We start from the raw sequence: 19648 nt of genomic DNA on the forward strand, positions 1-19648 counted from the left end.
AAAAGGTGGTGTTTATCATGGAAATGACCATGATGATTTTGGTGGTATTAGCTCTTGTCTATTATGGCTTTCGAATCATTCAGGTAATGATAAAATTAAGGCAACGGATCGCCATCCCAGCAACGAAGGAAGAACGAAGTGCAATTCGAAAACATCCGCAAAAAATAACTGCTCCGCCGACTGTTGAAGGTCAGAAAAATGGCTTAATCATAAACGCTGCGCTCGTACTGTTTATTATTGCTATGTTCACGATTGTCTATATTACGGATGTATTTTCTTGGCATCAATATTTGTTTATGCTTCTCTTTTTGGCATATTCCTATTTTATGCTGCCATTAAATTTATTTGCGGTGAAACATGATGGGATATTAATAGGTATGCGGTTTATTCCGTGGAAAAGAATAAACACCATCTACGTTGTACCGATTGATAAAAATCATAGATATTACGGTTTTTCGCAAGCGGCGAACCAAGGGTATGTCTTAAAAATTAAAATTAAATATACATTTGGGTATGCATCTTTTGTGATTACTTCTGAACAGATACTGAAGCGGATCTTAAGGTTTTTAAAAGAACACGTCAAGGTAGAAGAAAAAGTAGAAACATCGGTGACGCAATCAAAATAGAATGATTACCAACTGTACTTACTTAATACTACATGTGTAAGGGTATTGTTCATCCGTAAGTACACCTAATGGAATTTGACCCAAGGAAGACAAAGAAAACGAGAGACAGAAAGATCAAAATTCGGAGGGTGTATATGAAACTAGTTATCTCTATCACCGTTATTATATTCGTACTTTTATTTTCAGTCCTATATGGATGGATGTTAATTAGCGAGAAAAAAGAGAATAAATTAAAGAAGGGAGGTATTTTAGGGTTAACGATAGCCGCATTTTTTCTAGCGTTACTAATCACGTTAGTACTTGGATTAGGTCTGTTTACGTTATTTGGCTCGATAAAAATAACTAATACACTGTTTGGTTTGGAATTGAACATGAAGCAGATTGGCGTGGTATTTATTGCGTATCTGATATTTTTATTGACGGTTGATAATGTGATCGATTTTTTAGTGAAACACATCATTGGGGAGAATTTATTTTACCCCATTTTCTTGTTATTAATCCGAACTTTTACTTTACATATGATCGGATTAATCATAGGCATCCAGCAAACTAGTAGTTTTATTATTGCAGGGGTAGTGGCTTTCATTATATTTTTAATAGAAATATATGCTATATTACGCCAAGGGGCTAAAGAAGAGACCTAAAAGTAGCAAATCATTGCTTGCAGACTTCTTAGAAAGACTCGCTGTGATTTTGTTAAGTGCGCTTTAATGTTAAACCGAAAGTTATCGAAACATATTCGTCCCTGCAATTACAAATAATTAACTTATTTTGGGAAGCTCCAACCGCAGTTACCCAAAAAAGTTAAGGTAAATGTGTTGTGCCAACGTTAAATGTTATGATGGTGACCCGTTGTAAACAACTTCTGCAAAACATAGCGTATTCTATCAGCATATGGCTATGGCATTAATTGCTAATGCAAGGATTTGGCTTTTAGCGGTTGCATTCTGTAATAAGTATCCATCCTTTGTGCGTTTTAACATTCCAATATCATTCTCGTTGTCTCCAAAGGCTATGGTGGGATCATACAGGACATTTCACAAATTTTGCAATAGCAGTTTTGCCAGTTTCCTAGGGAGGTAAAATCAACATCCTACGCTTATTCCAGATCACCGGCTTTTGGATTACAGCGATGAATGTTTACTTGAATATATAATACTAAGCTTGCTGTTTATCAAGTATCCAAATAATTTGGACGAAATAATAAAAGACGTTGTCACAGGTGTACGGAGAATGAAGAGCAATTTTCACCAGAAAAAAGCTGTATGAAGGCGAGATTATTTAGAGAGGAACGATATAAATAATTGAGGTCACTAAAACGGATTACGAAGCCATGTAACGAAAAAAGTGATTTCTTCTCGTTACATGGCATGTGGATGAAAGCTTAGCTTCCTACAGAAACGGTTTCTGGTAATGTACTTCCACCGTCAATAACAATTTGTGTACCTGTGATATAACTTGATTCATCAGATGCTAAGAAAGCAGCAAGTTCGCCTACTTCTTCAATTTTACCTAGACGTCCTAAAGGAACTCCGCTAGCGATACCGTCAATAACCTCTTGCGGATTATCAGGGTTTGTTTCCTTTGCCATTTGTTCAGCCATCGGTGTTAGGACATAACCTGGCAGAATAGCATTTACGGTAATGTTATCTGGAGCTACCTCACGAGCCAAAGATTTGGTAAAGCCAAGTACAGCAGCTTTAGTTGTTGCGTATGCGGTTTCACCAGGATCAGCAACCATGGTACCCGTTACAGATGATAGGTTTACAATTCTACCTTGCTTCGCTTTTTTCATATGAGGAAGAACAGCCTTGGTCACATTCCAAACCCCATTAATATTAATATTGAAATGAAAATCCCTCGTTTCGTCATCCATATCCTCAAAGTTTGCTAACCGAACGACCCCAGCGTTATTGATTAGTGCATCTACACGTTGGTATTTTTCTATTACTTTTGCAATGCCAGCTTTCACATCTTCATTTTTTGTAACATCTACTTCTAAAGCCATTGTTTCGTAGCCTTGCTCGGCTAATTCTTTTGCCGTATCGTGTACCTGCTTGGAAACATCTAATAAGACGGTAATAGCACCATGTTTAGCTAGGACCTCGGCAATTCCTTTTCCATTACCCATTGCTGCACCAGTTATAATTGCTATTTTTCCTTCCATTTTCTTCAAATTGATTACCTCCTCATTATGATGAATGTATCCACACTTCCAGTATAACAAATAGGCGTGATTGTATATACAGTTATTTATTAAATGTTTGTTAATGTTTTCCTATTAAGTTCAAAAAGAAGCTTGAAAACAAATGAAGCGAGAACGCTCCTCTGATTCACATATCTTTCACATGCTAATTACACGTTGTTATCGTATAATAGAGTTGGGGTATTAGCTATTGAAAAAGAAATTGAATTAGAAGCACGATGGAGTATGGATCATTTTTTAAGGGGAAGAGAGTTATCATGATTTTAGGAAATAAGCAGGAAGAATCAAAGAAAAATTGGGTCAGCATTTTAGCAAAAACAGTAAAATCAGGAATTATACGCTCGAACCTTATTCCTATGTTTGCTGGCTTTACTTTGGCTTTATATACGTATAACATAAGCTTTATGGAAAAGCTGCCAGAAGTTATTTTTGCTTTGCTCGGAACAGCTTTAGTTATTGGAGCAGCAGGAGCTTTTAATAACCTTTATGATCGTGATATAGATGCGCTTATGGAAAGGACAAAACAAAGACCCACTGTAACTGGACAAATTAAACCAGTTATTGTGTTTTTGCTTAGTGTGATCATGAGTATAAGCGGAATTGCATTGCTTGCATTAACGACTTGGTTAGCAGCTGTGTTGGCTTTCTTAGGACTGTTTTTTTATGTGGTTCCTTATACGATGTGGAGTAAACGGAGAACGGTATATAATACAGAAATCGGAAGTATATCCGGTGCGATGCCACCATTAATTGGGTGGGCCGCTGTTTTTCCGGACATTACACATCCAGCAATTGTCGGCTTATTTGTAGTTATGATCATTTGGCAAATGCCGCATTTTTATGCGATTGCTATTCGTAATCATAAGCAGTATGAGGCTGCAAAAATACCAATGCTTCCTGTCGTAAAAGGTGTGCAACGAACGTATATTCAAACAAACGTTTATTTAGTCATTATGATTATGATTAGCTTTTTATTTGGAACGTTAAGTATAGGATTAATGTTAGTAGCGCTACTATTAAGTGCAGGATGGTTAGCGCTTAGTATGTTTCGTTATCATAGAGTAAATGCAGAAAAATGGGCTACTTCCATGTTCCTTTACTCACTTGTTCATATGACGGTACTTTTTTCAACCGTTATTATATACTCTTTAATGGGGATTATTTTTGAATTATGATTGGTAATAAGAATTGATTTTGTTTTTTGAAGGCGAATTCTTCGAAAATGACCGAAAGGATTAGCTCCCAGTTGAAAGTCTAGGCTTGTTATCTTCAGCCAGGAGTGTAATAAAAGAAAGCTTCACTGGTTGAAAGATTACATAGTAATTTTGTCCAAGCTGACATGAGCGCTTCTGTTAGCTTGGGTTTTTCTGTAGAATTAAGAACAAACTAGCTAAAATAAGAAGCTTAGTTGATGGTAATAATGGGAATATAATTTATACTGAGGCAAAATAATGATAAAGGTACATTATATAATCCTGCTATCATAGTGTTCTGCCTGAGGAACCATACAATCAACCATATGAAGAGGGAAATAACTTTCCATTTTAGGTAGATAAAGTAATTCTTTTATCAGTGGGGGGTCATCATTCCTTACTGATGGTTAGTAGACCAAGGTATGACCTAAAAACCTCTTACGAAAAAGGGCATTTAGGTGCTGTTATCTCCCACTTAGGATTTTGTAGTACAGATTATTCAACTCCTCAAGTGGGAGTCTTACAGTACGTTATTTGCGGGATAAAAAAGGAAAGGTGTAAAAATGGACAATCTAGCTGTATCAATTGTTATTCTTTTCATTTTAATTATTGCCAATGGTATTTTTGCAATGACGGAAATAGGCATTGTTACTTCAAGAAAAATAAGGCTAGAACAGAAAGGAAAAGAAGGGAATAGCAAGGCGAAGACAGCTCTTTATTTAGCTGAGAATTCCAGTGAGCTGCTGTCAACGATACAAATTGGTATTACGCTCATTGGAATTATATCCGGTGCGTTTGGTGGTGCTGCAATTGCGGATAATTTAAGTGTTCATTTAAGCAAGATTTCCTTATTAGCACCATGGAGTACAGAGATCAGTATGGTTTTAGTAGTTACGTTTACGACATTTTTGACTCTCGTCATCGGTGAATTAACACCAAAGCAAATTGGTTTAACAAATCCGGAAAAAGTAGCGCTTGCCGTCGCCAAACCAATGTACTTATTTTCTAAAGTTGCTAAGCCGCTTATATGGCTTTTAGATAGGTCCACAACACTTGTATTAAAGGCTTTAGGGGTAAAAAGAAATAAGGAGCCGGATGTAACAGAAGAAGAAATTCAACAAATGATTGAGCAAGGTGTCCATAGTGGAAGCATTGAAGAAATTGAACACGAAATGGTTGATCAAATATTTTATATGGGTGATCAGCGGCTTAGCGATATCCTAACACCACGAACGCAATTAACCTGGATTGATATAGAAAGTAGTTTTGAGGAGAACATGCAAGTCATTAGTCAAAGTGAATTTTCGCGTTTTCCAGTTGGAAAGGGTAGTTTGGACCACTTTTTGGGTATTATACATACTAAAAAGGTTTTTTCGAAACTGCAATCAGGAGAACCTTTCTCGATTAATGATTGTATTGAGCAAGCATTAATTTTACCAGAGCATGTGAAAGTATTTAAGGCTCTAGAAACATTGAAAGAATCAGGCTATCACCAGGCTGTCGTAGTAGATGAATACGGAGGAGTCGAGGGCTTTGTTACATTAAATGATATTATGCAGGTCATTGTTGGTGAAATCCAAACAGGAGGTAGCAGAGAAAGGGCTACGATCATGGAACGAGATAGCCAATCCTGGCTGGCAGATGGACAAGTACCGTTTGATACGTTTTTACGCTATTTCGACTTAGAAGATGAAATAGATGAAGATATTGTAAAGGATACGTCATTCCAGACGTTAGGTGGATTTATCACGAATGAAATAGGTAATATCCCCAAAGAAGGGAATACTATTTACTTAGCTGACTTAAAACTAGAAGTAGTGGATATGGACCGTGTGCTTGTTGACAAGCTGTTAATTACTCAAGTTCAAGAAACGGAAGAAATAGAACAGAGAGATAACGAATAACACAATGCATCCCATGTCTGCAAAACTGAACAAGCAAGGAGATTCGAAAATGGAATATTACCAAAGGCAAACAGAAGACGTTCTAAAAGAAGTAGGTTCTACACAAAGGGGCTTAACGCAGCAAGAAGTGGAATCACGACTTGAACGGGATGGGTACAATGAAATAGAAGATAAGGAAAAGGTTCCAACGTGGAGACTTTTTTTAGAAACCTTCAAAGATGCAATGGTTATTGTACTACTAGCTGCTGCAGGAGTGCAGATGTTGCTTGGAGAATGGGTGGAGTCACTCATTATTTTCCTTGTGCTATTAATTAATGCGGTTATTAGTGTCGTACAAACAAGAAAAGCAGAAAGTTCATTGGAAGCACTTAGAGATATGTCGGCACCAGAAGCAAAAGTGATGCGAGATGGCATAAAACAGACAATCGCTGCTAAAGAACTCGTTCAGGGAGATATTGTTTACTTAGAAGCGGGAGATTACGTCCCTGCTGATGGTCGTGTATTGGAAAGTGGCTCATTAAAGGTGAATGAAGGGATGCTTACTGGTGAGTCAGAAGCTGTAGAAAAATCGACCAAAGTGATTGAGGAAGAGGCTGCTTTAGGTGATCGTCGCAATATGGTGTATAGCAGCTCATTAGTTGTTTATGGTAGGGGTACCTTTGTTGTAACTGGTACAGGTACGAAAACAGAGGTTGGTAAAATTGCCGACATGCTGTCTACTGCTGAGCAAAAAGAAACCCCATTACAGCAGAAATTAAATAGCTTTAGTAAGAAGTTAGGGATGGGTATTCTCCTCTTATGTATAGTTATATTTGCTGTTCAGGCAGCCCGTATTTGGTTAGGTGATAGTGAGGCTGATACGACAACAGCATTATTAAATGCATTGATGTTTTCTGTAGCTATTGCAGTAGCAGCGATCCCAGAAGCACTGCAGTCGATCGTTACAATCGTATTATCCGTTGGAACGAATAAAATGGCGAAACAGCATGCGATTATTCGTAAACTGCCTGCTGTAGAAACACTAGGGTCAACAAGTATTATTTGTACAGACAAAACAGGAACACTGACACAAAACAAAATGACCGTTACCGATCATTTTTTACCGTTCAGCAAGCACGAGCGTTTACCTGAGGATCCGAATGATTGGCAGCAAGCAGAGCGGTTGCTTGTATACATCGCAGCGCTTTGTAATGACTCGTATATTAATCGGGATAAACAGGAAGTTGGCGATCCAACAGAAACTGCTTTAATCAACTTTGCAAACAAGCATGCACAGAACTATGAAGAGTTACGAAAAAAATATCCTCGAGAAGCTGAGTTACCATTTGATTCAGATCGCAAACTGATGTCGACCGTCCATACTATAGATGGTACAAAAATGCTCTTGGCTAAGGGCGGACCAGATGTGATGTTCCATCGCTCCAGTTATGTGTTCGTAGACGGAGAAGAGCAGCCAATGACGGATGATTTACTGGATCGTTTTGAAGGAGCAAATGAGGAATTTTCCAATCAGGCATTACGTGTGTTGGCTTACGGCTATAAACGTTTACCAGATAATAAAACAGAAATAACTCATGATGAAGAGTATGATTTCGTATTAGTCGGACTAACGGCAATGATGGACCCGCCTCGAGAGGCTGTTTACGGCTCCATCGAAGAATCCAAGGCAGCAGGTATTCGGACAATTATGATTACTGGCGATCATAAAACGACAGCACAAGCAATTGGTCGAGATATCGGTTTAATGGGAGACAATGATATTGCCATTACAGGGAAAGAACTGGATAAGATGTCAGATGAAGAGTTAGAGGAGAAGATAGAGCAAATTTCGGTTTATGCTCGTGTGTCCCCAGAAAACAAAATTAGGATTGTGCGTGCTTGGCAACGAAGAGGTGCAGTTACTGCCATGACAGGGGATGGAGTCAATGATGCTCCTGCTTTAAAACAAGCAGATATCGGGATAGCTATGGGAAGTGGTACCGATGTTTCGAAGGACTCTTCCGCGATGATTTTAACAGATGATAATTTCGTATCGATTGTGAATGCTGTCCAAGTCGGCAGAACGGTATACGATAATATTAAGAAAGCCATTGGCTATTTGTTTGCTGGTAACTTAGGTGCAATCATTGCTATTCTGTATGCTGTTATCTTCAATTTACCAAATCCATTTACAGCGTTACAATTGTTGTTTATTAACTTAGTGAATGACTCCTTGCCTGCAATAGCGCTAGGAATGGAAAAATCAGAACCAAATGTGATGAAACGCAAGCCACGGCCGACTGGTGAAGGGATTTTTGCTGGAGGAACACTACAAACCGTATTAACTCGGGGGATCCTAATTGCTATTGCAGTTGTCATTTCCTTCTATATCGGGTTATCTCATTCTAATGAAATGGGAGTAGCGATGGCGTTTACCACATTAATTATTTCGCGTACATTACAAACTTTTGCTGCACGTTCGAATACGGAGACGTCCATAAAAATTGGTTTCTTCTCCAATAAATATGTCATAGGTGCTGTATTACTTGGGTTTGTATTATACGGTATTACGGTACTTCCATTTGCAAGAGGCGTATTTAATATACCTGCTGCATTTAGCTTTATAGATTGGACTATTGCAACAGGTTTAGCTGTCGCAGCGGTGATTTGTATGGAAGTAGCGAAAAAAATTTTTAGACGGGCCTAGAGGTTCCTGTTTATAAAGTCCTTAAATAGGGTGTTCTATTCATTCAAATTCCTATAATATAAAAAAAACAGCTGGGGTTACTAAAATGAGGCACCGGCTGTTTTTCATAGCGTGTAAAAGGAAGTATAAGCTTGAGATAGAAAAAATGTTTAACTAGGAAGAGAGAGGGGACAATAAACATTGTTACAAGATAATTGGTTTACAATACAAAAAATAGCTGAGGATACATTTGCAATTAGTGAGTACGGTCATTGGGAAAAAGTGCATTCTTTTTTAATAATAGGTGAGGATAAAGCTGCATTGATTGATACTGGTTTAGGAATTGATAGCATGAAAAGAATAACAGACCAATTGACAACGAAACCGATTGAAGTAATCACAACGCATGTTCATGCAGACCATATTGGCAGCCACGGAGAATATGACGCGATTCATGTTCATGAAAGAGATCAAGATTGGCTCATTCATGGAATTGAGGGCTTAACACTACAACAGATCAGAAAAGATATAGCAAGAGATATTACGCTTCCAACCCCGCCTACATTTAATCCTGAAACATATACGCCATTTCAAGGACTTCCCACCAATATATTGAAGGATGGAGACATGATAGAGTTAGGAAACAGGAAGCTAACAATCTATCATACCCCAGGACATTCACCGGGGCATATCGCCATATTTGATGAAAGGCAGGGGTATTTATTTACGGGGGATTTATTGTATGATCAAACACCTATCTATGCTTTTTATCCATCAACAAATCCAGTTGATTTAGTTTCCTCTTTAGAAAAAATTTCAAACATAGATGGGGTGAGGAAGGTGTTTGGCTCTCATAATACATTAGGATTGGATGTAGCCATAATACAAGAAGTGAAGCAAGCAGTAACTTATTTACGAAAACACGATCTTGTAAAGTTTGGAACTGGGGTTCATGAATTCAATGGTTTTTGCATACAATTTTAATAAAGATTGGAATGACGGTTTACTTCAGTTGTGTTAACGTGTATGACGGAAGTTATTAGCAATTTGTCCTGTTTTCATTTGGACTAAAATCGGGTATACTGTACATAGATAGCCAAATGAATAAAAACCGCCTGGTGCTGGAACACCAAACGGTTTTGTGCATAGCCCTTAAAGGGGGCGACTCACATTTTGAGAAAAGTAACCATTAAATGCTTGTCAGGCTAGGGTGGTTACTTTTTTTCTGACAGAATAGCTACAATGAGCGTCCCGAAAGAGATCATTAAGACCAACCCTTCGAAAACTGTCATATAGGCCTCACCCCCTTTCTGAAAGGGATGAGCCACCACCCAAAAGCCTTATGCACTAATTGCATTATATCATACGGTGGTTTTACAGCTAAAGGGTCATAAGACTTAGACTTCAAGCGTTAGTTGATGGCTGCCAGTGGGGTAAATGAAAAAAGTACTTCCGTTGGATCAATATTTAAAGTGCTTTATTGCCACAAAGGCGGTTAAAATAAGGCTTTAGAATAAATACGCTAAAGAGGCACACATGGAGGTGTAAGGATCACCTCGTACACTTCATTGTGAAGATGTGAACATTAATTATGATTCATGTCAAGGCGTTAACGTTAAAAATCAATTACAAAATCCGAACGTTACAATTTTTACATCAAAAAGTCATAAAATATACATTTGAAATTCTTCATCGTTTCATTTAGGATATAACTATATATAGTATTTAAATAATTTGTTAATACTATATATAGTTGAGGTGTGTAAAGAGGTTGTCTGTTTATACGCTTAAATAAGGTTCGCAGTTATCCCGTATATAAGTGCTGTAAGACTCCCGGCTTTAAGAATTGAAGAAATCCATACTACAACATGTCTAAGTGGGAATAACAGCACCTAAATGCCCAAATCTATTATCTAACAACCCGTAGGGGATGAAAGAAAACCCCCCTGATTGAGATTCACTTTATCTGCTTCTGCTGCCTTTAACATACCTTTATTACATAAAAATTTATGATTCATTTGGAAAGGACGAGGAGAAATAAAATGATCGAAACAAAATCTGCTCCTATAAGTGAAGACCAAGAATTAATGCTAGCTTTTCAAGATATTGTATCAAGCTCTAACCAAGATTTGATTCAAGAAAATGCCAATGTTGATGGGCGATCTCCGTGTGGGCAAATGAACAAATTTGCTAATGAAAGTGCTAAATATTATGCGAAACAACAAATGTTAAGTGAAGAAGCGAAACAAGCTGTAGATGAAAACTACATCCATATCCATGATTTAGACTACATGCCTACAGGAACGGCGACTTGCTGTCAAATTCCTTTAGGTAAATTACTGGAAAGAGGATTTAATACTGGACATGGACATATGCGATCACCACAAACGATTTTAAGTGCGATGGCATTAGCAGCGATTATTTTTCAAAGCAATCAAAATCAACAGCACGGGGGACAGAGCTTTCAAGCTTTCGATTATGATTTAGCTCCATTTGTAACGAGGTCGTATAAAAAACGATTGCATAAATTGCAACAATACAAGCTTCCGCTTTCCCCAAAAGAATTGGAGGAATTAGCTTGGGCAGAGACAGATCATGAATGTTATCAAGCTTGTGAAGCGTTTATTCACAATTTGAACAGTCTTCATTCCCGAAGTGGTGGACAGGTTCCATTTACTTCTATCAATTATGGTACAGATACAAGTAAAGAAGGCAGAATGATTATTAAGAATTTGTTACTAGCTACTCAAGCAGGACTTGGAAAGGGAGAAACACCAATTTTCCCAATTCAAATTTTTAAAATGAAAAAGGGGATTAATTTTTATAAAGAAGATGCGAATTATGACTTATACCAACTTGCTCTTAAAACTACAGCAAAGCGGTTATTTCCGAACTTTAGCTTTATCGATGCACCATTTAACTTACAGTATTATGAAGAAGGAAACCCTGAATCTGAAGTAGCGTACATGGGATGTCGTACACGTATTATGGCTAATCGCCATGGTAAGGAAAATAGTATTGGCAGAGGAAACTTGTCATTTACAAGTATTAATTTAGTGAAGTTAGCTCTTAACACACAATCTTTTGAAGCTTTTATACAAAAATTAGATGAATACGCAGATATTGTTATCCGGCAATTGTATGATCGTTATCTATTTCAAACACGCAAACTTGTGAAAGACTTCACCTTTTTGCATGGTGAAGGAGTTTGGACAGGAAGCTCTGAACTAGGACCAGAGGATAGATTAGAAAAAGTGTTAAAGCAAGGAAGTTTAAGTGTTGGTTTTATCGGTTTGGCAGAATGTTTAGTAGCATTAACTGGTAAGCATCACGGAGAATCCGATAAAGCGCAGAATTTAGGTGAAGAAATTGTTGCTTTTTTACGGCAAAAATGTGATCAGGCATGCGAGCAATACGATTTAAATTACTCATTGATTGCGACACCAGCAGAAGGGCTAAGTGGTCGTTTTACTAAACGGGACCAAAAAGAATTTGGTAAGATTAAAGGTGTTACAGACAGAGATTACTATACAAATTCTTTCCATATTCCTGTGTATTATCCGATCTGTGCCATGGAGAAAATAAAACGAGAAGCTGTGTATCATCCGTATACGAATGCAGGTCATATTACGTATATTGAAGTAGATGGGGATATAAGCAAGAATTTAAAGGCTATGGATACACTTGTTAAAACAATGGCTGAAAGTGGAATTGGCTATGGGAGTGTTAATCATCCGGTTGATCGTTGTAAAAATTGCGGATATACAGGGATGATTGATAATGAATGCCCTAGTTGTCAAATAACCGATGAAAAGCAAATTGACCGAATTCGACGCATTACCGGCTACCTCGTAGGAACGATGGATAAGTGGAATACAGCAAAGGCTTCTGAAGAGCATGATCGGGTGCGGCATGTGTAATGGATACAGCAAGCGTGTTATCTATTTATCATGATTCGGTTGTCGATGGAGAAGGATTACGTGCTGTTATCTTTTTTGCAGGTTGCCCTCATTTCTGCAAAGGATGCCATAACCCGAAGTCATGGAATTTGCGAAATGGCAAAGAAATGCATGTAAATCAAATTGTGGAAGAAGCGCTGAACCCATTAAATGATATTACATTAAGTGGTGGCGATCCGTTTTACCAAGCAGAGGCTGTAGCTAAAGTAGCTAAACAACTTAAAGAGCATGGTAAAAACATATGGGCTTATACGGGATGGACATTAGAACAATTATTAGAGAATAAAGATCCGCACCAGTTAGAGTTACTGCAATATGTGGACGTACTTGTAGATGGTCCATTTATTCTAGCAGAACGTGATTTAACGTTAACGTTTCGTGGAAGTAAAAATCAACGTATCATTGATATGAAAACAATGCAGGATCATTCCATTATGGATGACTAATATACAAACCAAAAATATAGTGCATTTTTACACTATAGAAAAATATAAAGCTTAAGGTTCTCACCCAAAAAGGTCATGGGATCATTTTACGCACGACGTATACAGTTATTGAACAAACCACGATTAAAGTGTTTTTTGCAAGTGTGATTTTAAAAACCTACCTTTTTGGGAATTAACCAGCTTCAAGATGTATTCTAAGAAAACTACGCTTGCGCCATAAAGATTTGGCGGTAAGCCGAGTTGCTCTAAATTGTATGAAAAAACCAGGCTAGTGCGAATCAGCACTAGCCTAGTTTCGTGGTTTAATTTATCCAAATTAAAAGTTAAGTTTTAGTCCCCGCGCTTTGAATTCAATTTATATCAAATGTTGAGGTTTGTAGGTGCTTATAAGGATTTCATTTTTATAAATGAAAGATGCTAGCTGGAAAACGTCTAAGCAGGAGATAACAGAGCCTGCACCTAACAATCTGTGAAAGATAAGATTGAAGCTGAAATTCAAATTAAAAGGCAAACGACATTTTTACTATGTATATCCTTTCTAAAAACGCATAAAATATGCTTGAACTTTTCTGAAAGGAGTTTGTGCCATGAATCAGTTAACGCAAACCGAATTAGAGAACTTGCGTAAGATTATTGGAGGTCATAGGATGATCGCTAATAAATTGGAAACTTACGCACAATCCGCAACAGATCAAGAGCTGAAATCTATTTTGCTTCAAGATGCACAGGCTGCTAGACAAGCGCAGCAACAGTTATTACCATTTTTACAATAGGAGGGTTCTCATGTTACAAGATAAAGACATTGTGAATGATTATCTAAATGGATTAAATTCGAGTTTAAAGAGCTATGCCGATTATATAGCTCAAGCCAATAATGCACAGCTAAGACAAACGCTCATTAATTTGCGTAATGGGGATGAATCTCGCCAACGATCGCTTTATAGTTATGCGTCGCAAAAGGGATTTTATAAGCCAGCCATGCCCGCATCGCAACAAGAAGTACAACAAGTGAAAACGGAATTGTCTTCCGGTCAATAAAAGTACTCACTTCAATAACATGTATACGTTTGGATGTAAGTACTTTTCTTATTCATGGTGCCCCGCCCATTGTAAGCCATGGCGGTAGCATTCTTGCATGCTTTACTGATTCTCTCAAGCTATGCAGATGTAATTAAAAATGATTCAAAGTCTTAAGTACAATATTCTTCAATAGAAGTTAGTCATATTTTCTTTATGTAAAAACCTTCCTATGCTATGATATTTTTAAATAGGAGGGTTTTTCTTGATCTATATTGGATTGACAGGGTGGGGAGATCATTACTCCTTATATGCTGAGCAAATTAAAGCAAAAGATAAATTAGCAGAATATAGTAGCCATTTTCTTGTTGTTGAAGTGGATGCATCATTTTACGCAATTCAGCCAGTGAAGAATGCAGAAAAATGGGTAAGAGAAACACCTGCTAATTTCCAATTTGTCGTAAAAGCGTACCAAGGGATGACGGGACATAAACGGAAAGAAGAGGATTCGGCTTTTGAGACGAAAAAAGAGATGTTTAACTCATTTATAGCATCGTTACAGCCGTATCAAGAGGCGAATAAGTTAGCAATGGTTTTATTTCAATTTCCACCTTGGTTTGATTGTACGAAACAAAATGTGACCTACTTGCGCTACTGCAAGCAAATGATGGGAGATATTCCCGTTGCTTTAGAATTTAGAAATCAAACTTGGTTCAGCGATCGTTTTCGCCAAAGCGCATTGTCATTCATGAAACAAGAAGGCTGGATTCATTCGATTGTAGATGAACCACAGGCAGGAGAAGGTTCTATCCCGACGGTTCCAGTAGTAACCAATGAAGCGCAGACGCTTATCCGTTTTCATGGTAGAAATGCTGTTGGTTGGAATAAACCGACGAGTATTGATACAAATTGGCGTGATGTGCGTTATTTATATAAGTATAATCAAGAAGAGCTTATAGAATGGAAAAAAGTGATACGGAGATTAGAAAAAGAAACGAAGGACATTGTTGTGTTATTTAACAACAACTCAGGTGGCGATGCTGCGGAAAACGCCAAGCAATTTCAAAAGCTTTTAGGCATTAAATATGAAGGGCTTGCTCCGAAGCAATTGGGATTGTTTTGAACCTAAATAAGCGCCTTCACTAAAAGATACTATTTTTGCACTATAAGAAAGTAAAAGTTTTTTAGTTTATAGTATTTGATTTGTCAAATTAAGCGAGGGTTTTATATGAAAAAGGAGTTCCTAAATAGAATACATATTATTGGTTCTGTAGGAAGTGGCAAAACAACGTTAGCGAAGGCGCTTTCCGCAAGTTTACATATCTCCTATTATGAATTGGATAATGTAGTTCGAAAAAGGTCAGATTCTGGTGATATAAAACGGACTGTATCTGAAAGGGATATGTACTTAAAACAAGTTATTCATTTAGATAGGTGGATTATTGAAGGGGTTCACCATACATGGGTCTCTCCGTGTTTTCAGCATGCGGATTTGATTCTATTTTTAGATACGAATTATTCGGTAAGGAGATTTCGAATAATAAAGCGATTTATTTTGCAAAAACTTGGTAGAGAAAAAGCGAACTATAAACCATCGATAAACATTTTAAAAGCTTTGTTGAAATACAATAAGGTTTTTGAAGAAAAAAGCAAGGATGAAATATTTGCTATGTTAGCTCCTTATAAAAGGAAGTTAATCATCCTCCATAATACAAAGAATATACAACGTTCATTTAACGAATTTTTTCATCTTCCTAATAGCAATGAACACGACGCAAACAACAAGCACAAGGCAACATAGAAGTAAAGTAAACTGTAATAGTTGTTGTTGATCTTTTACGTAAATGGCGATAAATGTCCATATATAAACAAGTGGTAAGATAAGGTCTTGATTACGAAGGGTAATTCGAGCCGCTATTCCTGTCACAACCAAAATGACAATGACCGTCCAAACGAACTCACTTAACCCTAAAAATGAAGTTATTCCTTCACTTTTTGCATAAGTGAATAGGTTAACTACACTAGCTAAGGATACCCATCCAAAATAAATCGAAAATGGAATGCGGTCAAGTAAGCCACTGAAAGAAATTGTCCATACGACGCGGTACATCCAAATAAGCGTGCCTAATAATAAGAGGATAACAATCGTTGATAGTAGTATGTTGTCACGAGTGAATGTTAAAATCCACAAACTATTTAAAACAAAATTAATGGGAAGAACAAATTGAAACTCTTTGTATAAGGCAGCTTTGTCCCCTTGAATAAAGAATCCTCGAATGATCCAAATAAACAAAAATAAGTAGATAACACCCCAAATAGCAAAGGCATATCCAGCTGGCTGAATAAGCGTTTCATACTGATTGGCTATTTGTCCTACATTGCTCCCAACGAAATAATTAATCCCAACCATCATAGCAAAGAAAATAAGATACATCATTATAATAAATTTTGAAGCTTTCATGGTATAACCTCCTCCTTAAGGTCATCATATACCAATGTATTTCCTTTTATGCTATCGCTGTAAACAAATTTAAAAAATAGTGTATTGTAATGTCTCGAAATTAAGTATAATTGACTCTCCTGATATTTTTTATAAAGGATTAGAAAAACTTGGCTTACGTCAAATCTTTATGACAGAAAAACGTTATCGTTTTCCTTATAATATAAAAAAACAGTGGGGAAAACCCCACTGACTATTTTACCGCACCACGTGTTACGTTACCAATGATCCATTTTTGAGCGATGAGATAAACGATGATCATTGGCAATAAGGCAAGTAAATAAGAAGCAAATGCTAAGTTATAGTTTGTACTAAATTCCGATTGGAAAATATATTGCACTAGCGGCAACGTAGCATCTTCTGGGTCTGTCAGGATGACCAATGGAAGCATGAAGTCGTTCCATGCATATAATGCAGTAAGGATGGCTACAGTTGCATTCATTGGTGAAAGCAGTGGGAAAATCACTTTCCAGAAAATTTTCCAAGAACTTGCACCATCCATCACAGCTGCCTCTTCCAGTGCTACTGGAATCGACTTAATATATCCCACATAGATAAAGACATTAAAGGATAGCTGGAACACGATATAAAGAAAAATGAGTCCGATTAGATTATCCATACCAGCAATGGCTGTTTGTCTCACTAATGGCAGCATAATAATCGGGAACGGTACGAACATAGCACTTACAAAGTAATAGAATAGTCCTTTATAAAATTTTTTATGCATATTCCTAGCAATCGCATAGGACACAAGAGAGTTTGTTAACACCGTTAATACAACGACAGAAAACGTAACAATAAAACTATTTGATAATGCTTGAAAGAAATTGGTCATTTCAATCGCATCAAGAAAATTTTGAAAACGCCATTCATCTGGTAAAGAAAGCAATGGTTTTGCCATTTCCTCCGGTGTTTTCAAAGCAATATTAATCGTTAAATATAACGGGAAAAAGATCAGTAATGTTCCAATAATTAAAAGGCTGGTAACAAGCCAATTTTTCTTTTTTCTCATTGTTGCACCTCCCGATTTTGTAAGAATCGCAGTTGAATAATGGAAAGGACAACGATGACAATAAAGTATATAACCGCGTTAGCGGATTGGTAGCCAAATTGCCCGCCTTCAAATCCACCTCGATAGATTAATACGGAAATGGATTCCGTTGCATATCCTGGTCCACCGCCAGTTAAAGCAATGATATGGTCAAATACCATTAAAAATGTTTTCAATGCAAGTACCATATTAATCGTGAAAAATGGCGCGATTAGTGGAAATGTAATCTTCCAAAATCTTTTCCATGGCGAAGCTCCATCAATTGCTGCAGCCTCATAAACGTCTTCAGGGACGGTTTGTAAGCCAGCTAGGTAAAGAATCGTATTAAAAGCTGTCGCTTGCCATACAGCCATGATGACAACGCCAACCCAAGCATGGTCAGGACTGCCTAAAATATTGGTTGCTAACGCCTGAATACCTAGCGCATCGGAAAATTGCGGTAAAAAGATCGTGAAAATAAATTGGAAAATGAATCCAACGATAAGAATACTCAATATATTTGGTAAGAAATATACTGCTCGTAATGTCTTTTGGAATTTAATATTTGCATTTAGGCCAAGAGCGATTAATAAACTAAAGATATTTACTAAGACTGTTGATACAATAGCAAACTGAAATGTAAAGCCATATGCGTTTAAGGCACGCATATCTTTAAACACATTAACATAATTAGAAAGCCCGATAAAATCCCAATCACCATACCCTCTCCAATTCGTGAAGCTATATAATATTCCTTGAAGGAGAGGAAATGTATGAAAGATAAAAAACAAAATCACGGCAGGGATGGTCATTAGCAAAAATGCACGTTGTCGACTTTTCAATTCATTCACTTCCTTAATACCTTAATTGGATTTGGTCCCACTCTCGATCCAAGTCTTTTAACAATTTGGAAATGTTACCTTGATAAAGAAATTCTTGTATCATGTTTTGAGCGCCCATTCCAGCCGGATAAAAATGGTCTGGAAAACTACTTATTTTTCCTTCTGAAAAGTTATCTTGAATGCCTTCCATAATTGGATCATCAGAAAGGACGTCTTTACGAACAGAAAAGGCAGATTGTTCTTCCATATATTGCTGCTGTTGCTGTTCTTCCATCATAAAAGAAATAAATTGCTTTGCTTCTTCAGGATGCTTGGATTCTTTTAAAGTGGCAAAAAGCACATCAATACCCGAAACTAACTTGTTTTTACTGGGATTATTCGTAATAGGCATTGCAAATACACCGAGGTCAAGTTCAGGATTTAACTTGATTAGCTCTGGAATCGCCCAGTTTCCTTGGGAATAGAAAACGCCTTTTCCTTGTGAGAATTCACGGTTTCCATCATTGTAGCCGATCCCAAACATGCGATTATGCCCGTAATCTTTTAATTGTAATAATTTTTCTGCTACTTCTTGATGGGTACCTTGAAAAGTTACTTCTTTATTTATTTTTTTCTCGGCAAATTGCTTCGGTTGCAGATTCCCTGCCAACGAATTCCAAGCTGGCATTGTGGTCCATGAATCCTGGAAAGTGAAGTAAATCGGTATTTCTCCAACTGCTTTTGCTTTATGTAGCACTTGAATGAATTCATCCCATGTTTTTGGAACATCTTCTCCCAGTTCTTTTAACTTGACCTTGTTGTAAATCATCGTATTGGCGTTAGCCGCAAAGGGCACACCATGTATTCCTTCCTTTTCAGAGCCTTCTAGATCAGAAATGGTTTGTAAATATGCTGGCTGAATAGGGTCCAGCATAGGCTCACCTTCATAGTTTACTAACATATCAACACTTACTAATTCCCTATATAAAGCGTTACCAGCAATGGCTAGCATATCTGGCATATCATTTTTTACTAGTCTAGTTCGTAATAAAGTCTCTGCGTCAGGTGGAGCGTATAAATTAATCCGAATGTTAGGATGTTGCTCTTCAAAACGCTCAATCATCGATTCGTATGTGGCTATATTTTCAGCTTTATTGGAAAATAGCTCTAGTTCCACAATACCTGCTTCCTGGGAAGAAATGTCACTACAGCCGACAAGCAGGGCAGCTGTAGTGAGTGAGATGACTAGAGAAGAAATCAACCGCATTAAAAATCTCCTTC

Annotated in this window: 19 protein-coding genes; 12 read left to right on the plus strand and 7 right to left on the minus strand. The window is 37.3% G+C overall.

The window, feature by feature from the left end; all coding sequences use genetic code 11:
• Positions 1–17: 17 nt before the first annotated feature.
• Positions 18–626, plus strand: a complete 609-nt coding sequence (locus D1839_RS00070; RefSeq protein ID WP_120377860.1) for a hypothetical protein — start codon at positions 18–20, stop codon at positions 624–626.
• A gap of 134 nt (positions 627–760) precedes the next feature.
• On the plus strand, positions 761–1270 hold the full coding sequence (locus D1839_RS00075) for a hypothetical protein (protein WP_120377861.1): 510 nt from the start codon (positions 761–763) through the stop codon (positions 1268–1270).
• A gap of 243 nt (positions 1271–1513) precedes the next feature.
• Here D1839_RS00075 and D1839_RS21235 read toward each other — a convergent pair whose 3' ends face one another.
• The gene (locus D1839_RS21235; RefSeq protein ID WP_120377862.1) at positions 1514–1657 is read right to left on the minus strand and encodes an HAD hydrolase family protein; all 144 of its coding nucleotides are present in this window, start codon (positions 1655–1657) and stop codon (positions 1514–1516) included.
• Between the two features lie 353 nt (positions 1658–2010).
• On the minus strand, positions 2011–2793 hold the full coding sequence (gene ucpA / locus D1839_RS00085; RefSeq protein ID WP_232231427.1) for an SDR family oxidoreductase UcpA: 783 nt from the start codon (positions 2791–2793) through the stop codon (positions 2011–2013).
• A 296-nt stretch (positions 2794–3089) separates the two neighbouring features.
• Here ucpA and cyoE point away from each other — a divergent pair, with 296 nt between their 5' ends.
• The 4 genes from cyoE (at position 3090) to D1839_RS00105 (ending at position 9578) form a co-directional block, all read left to right on the plus strand.
• Positions 3090–4007, plus strand: a complete 918-nt coding sequence (gene cyoE / locus D1839_RS00090; RefSeq protein WP_120377863.1) for a heme o synthase — start codon at positions 3090–3092, stop codon at positions 4005–4007.
• 581 nt (positions 4008–4588) lie between these two features.
• Positions 4589–5929 carry a hemolysin family protein gene (locus D1839_RS00095; protein ID WP_120377864.1) on the plus strand — a complete coding sequence of 447 codons (1341 nt, stop codon included), beginning with the start codon at positions 4589–4591 and terminating at the stop codon, positions 5927–5929.
• A 49-nt stretch (positions 5930–5978) separates the two neighbouring features.
• Positions 5979–8615, plus strand: a complete 2637-nt coding sequence (locus tag D1839_RS00100) for a cation-translocating P-type ATPase (protein WP_120377865.1) — start codon at positions 5979–5981, stop codon at positions 8613–8615.
• 180 nt (positions 8616–8795) lie between these two features.
• A complete protein-coding gene (locus D1839_RS00105) occupies positions 8796–9578 on the plus strand; it encodes an MBL fold metallo-hydrolase (RefSeq protein WP_120377866.1) in 783 nt (260 codons plus the stop codon).
• Between the two features lie 230 nt (positions 9579–9808).
• Here the strand turns inward: D1839_RS00105 and D1839_RS21240 are convergent, their stop codons facing one another.
• Complete coding sequence (locus D1839_RS21240; protein WP_353616247.1) at positions 9809–9886, minus strand: putative holin-like toxin; 78 nt, start codon at positions 9884–9886, stop codon at positions 9809–9811.
• A 750-nt stretch (positions 9887–10636) separates the two neighbouring features.
• On the opposite strand from D1839_RS21240, the gene D1839_RS00110 reads away from it, so the two are divergent.
• From D1839_RS00110 to D1839_RS00135, 6 genes are all read left to right on the plus strand, one after another.
• Positions 10637–12514, plus strand: coding sequence for an anaerobic ribonucleoside triphosphate reductase (locus D1839_RS00110; protein ID WP_183030175.1), 1878 nt, complete (start codon positions 10637–10639; stop codon positions 12512–12514).
• Complete coding sequence (gene nrdG / locus D1839_RS00115) at positions 12514–12999, plus strand: anaerobic ribonucleoside-triphosphate reductase activating protein (RefSeq protein WP_120377867.1); 486 nt, start codon at positions 12514–12516, stop codon at positions 12997–12999. The genes D1839_RS00110 and nrdG overlap by 1 nt, the downstream gene beginning before the upstream one ends.
• A 587-nt stretch (positions 13000–13586) precedes the next feature.
• Positions 13587–13772, plus strand: a complete 186-nt coding sequence (locus tag D1839_RS00120) for a hypothetical protein (protein WP_120377868.1) — start codon at positions 13587–13589, stop codon at positions 13770–13772.
• A gap of 10 nt (positions 13773–13782) precedes the next feature.
• Entirely contained in the window at positions 13783–14037 is a 255-nt protein-coding gene (locus D1839_RS00125) for a spore coat protein (protein WP_073007057.1), read from the plus strand.
• A gap of 244 nt (positions 14038–14281) precedes the next feature.
• The gene (locus D1839_RS00130) at positions 14282–15139 is read left to right on the plus strand and encodes a DUF72 domain-containing protein (RefSeq protein ID WP_120377869.1); all 858 of its coding nucleotides are present in this window, start codon (positions 14282–14284) and stop codon (positions 15137–15139) included.
• A 105-nt stretch (positions 15140–15244) separates the two neighbouring features.
• The gene (locus D1839_RS00135) at positions 15245–15817 is read left to right on the plus strand and encodes a hypothetical protein (RefSeq protein ID WP_199689862.1); all 573 of its coding nucleotides are present in this window, start codon (positions 15245–15247) and stop codon (positions 15815–15817) included.
• Here D1839_RS00135 and D1839_RS00140 read toward each other — a convergent pair.
• The 4 genes from D1839_RS00140 to D1839_RS00155 all read right to left on the minus strand — a co-directional run bounded on the left by D1839_RS00140 (position 15746) and on the right by D1839_RS00155 (position 19634).
• On the minus strand, positions 15746–16477 hold the full coding sequence (locus D1839_RS00140) for a TspO/MBR family protein (protein ID WP_120377870.1): 732 nt from the start codon (positions 16475–16477) through the stop codon (positions 15746–15748). The two genes, D1839_RS00135 and D1839_RS00140, sit on opposite strands and share 72 nt — an antisense overlap.
• 232 nt (positions 16478–16709) lie before the next feature.
• A complete protein-coding gene (locus D1839_RS00145) occupies positions 16710–17528 on the minus strand; it encodes a carbohydrate ABC transporter permease (RefSeq protein WP_120377871.1) in 819 nt (272 codons plus the stop codon).
• Positions 17525–18358 carry a carbohydrate ABC transporter permease gene (locus D1839_RS00150; protein ID WP_334296571.1) on the minus strand — a complete coding sequence of 278 codons (834 nt, stop codon included), beginning with the start codon at positions 18356–18358 and terminating at the stop codon, positions 17525–17527. Before D1839_RS00150 ends, D1839_RS00145 begins: the two co-directional genes overlap by 4 nt.
• Before the next feature lie 43 nt (positions 18359–18401).
• The gene (locus D1839_RS00155; protein WP_120377873.1) at positions 18402–19634 is read right to left on the minus strand and encodes an ABC transporter substrate-binding protein; all 1233 of its coding nucleotides are present in this window, start codon (positions 19632–19634) and stop codon (positions 18402–18404) included.
• Positions 19635–19648: the final 14 nt, after the last annotated feature.

This window comes from Roseburia sp. 1XD42-34 (genome assembly GCF_009917385.1).
Lineage (GTDB): Bacteria > Bacillota > Bacilli > Bacillales > Amphibacillaceae > Virgibacillus.

What these genes read in the sequence shown, in the direction of transcription:
- D1839_RS00070 (WP_120377860.1), top strand. Translation starts at nt 18, where the DNA reads ATGGAAATGACCATGATGATTTTGGTGGTATTAGCTCTTGTCTATTAT.
- D1839_RS00075 (WP_120377861.1), top strand. Translation starts at nt 761, where the DNA reads ATGAAACTAGTTATCTCTATCACCGTTATTATATTCGTACTTTTATTT.
- ucpA (WP_232231427.1), bottom strand. Translation starts at nt 2,793, where the DNA reads ATGGAAGGAAAAATAGCAATTATAACTGGTGCAGCAATGGGTAATGGA.
- cyoE (WP_120377863.1), top strand. Translation starts at nt 3,090, where the DNA reads ATGATTTTAGGAAATAAGCAGGAAGAATCAAAGAAAAATTGGGTCAGC.
- D1839_RS00095 (WP_120377864.1), top strand. Translation starts at nt 4,589, where the DNA reads ATGGACAATCTAGCTGTATCAATTGTTATTCTTTTCATTTTAATTATT.
- D1839_RS00100 (WP_120377865.1), top strand. Translation starts at nt 5,979, where the DNA reads ATGGAATATTACCAAAGGCAAACAGAAGACGTTCTAAAAGAAGTAGGT.
- D1839_RS21240 (WP_353616247.1), bottom strand. Translation starts at nt 9,886, where the DNA reads ATGACAGTTTTCGAAGGGTTGGTCTTAATGATCTCTTTCGGGACGCTC.
- D1839_RS00110 (WP_183030175.1), top strand. Translation starts at nt 10,637, where the DNA reads ATGATCGAAACAAAATCTGCTCCTATAAGTGAAGACCAAGAATTAATG.
- nrdG (WP_120377867.1), top strand. Translation starts at nt 12,514, where the DNA reads ATGGATACAGCAAGCGTGTTATCTATTTATCATGATTCGGTTGTCGAT.
- D1839_RS00120 (WP_120377868.1), top strand. Translation starts at nt 13,587, where the DNA reads ATGAATCAGTTAACGCAAACCGAATTAGAGAACTTGCGTAAGATTATT.
- D1839_RS00125 (WP_073007057.1), top strand. Translation starts at nt 13,783, where the DNA reads ATGTTACAAGATAAAGACATTGTGAATGATTATCTAAATGGATTAAAT.
- D1839_RS00135 (WP_199689862.1), top strand. Translation starts at nt 15,245, where the DNA reads ATGAAAAAGGAGTTCCTAAATAGAATACATATTATTGGTTCTGTAGGA.
- D1839_RS00140 (WP_120377870.1), bottom strand. Translation starts at nt 16,477, where the DNA reads ATGAAAGCTTCAAAATTTATTATAATGATGTATCTTATTTTCTTTGCT.
- D1839_RS00145 (WP_120377871.1), bottom strand. Translation starts at nt 17,528, where the DNA reads ATGAGAAAAAAGAAAAATTGGCTTGTTACCAGCCTTTTAATTATTGGA.
- D1839_RS00150 (WP_334296571.1), bottom strand. Translation starts at nt 18,358, where the DNA reads ATGACCATCCCTGCCGTGATTTTGTTTTTTATCTTTCATACATTTCCT.
- D1839_RS00155 (WP_120377873.1), bottom strand. Translation starts at nt 19,634, where the DNA reads ATGCGGTTGATTTCTTCTCTAGTCATCTCACTCACTACAGCTGCCCTG.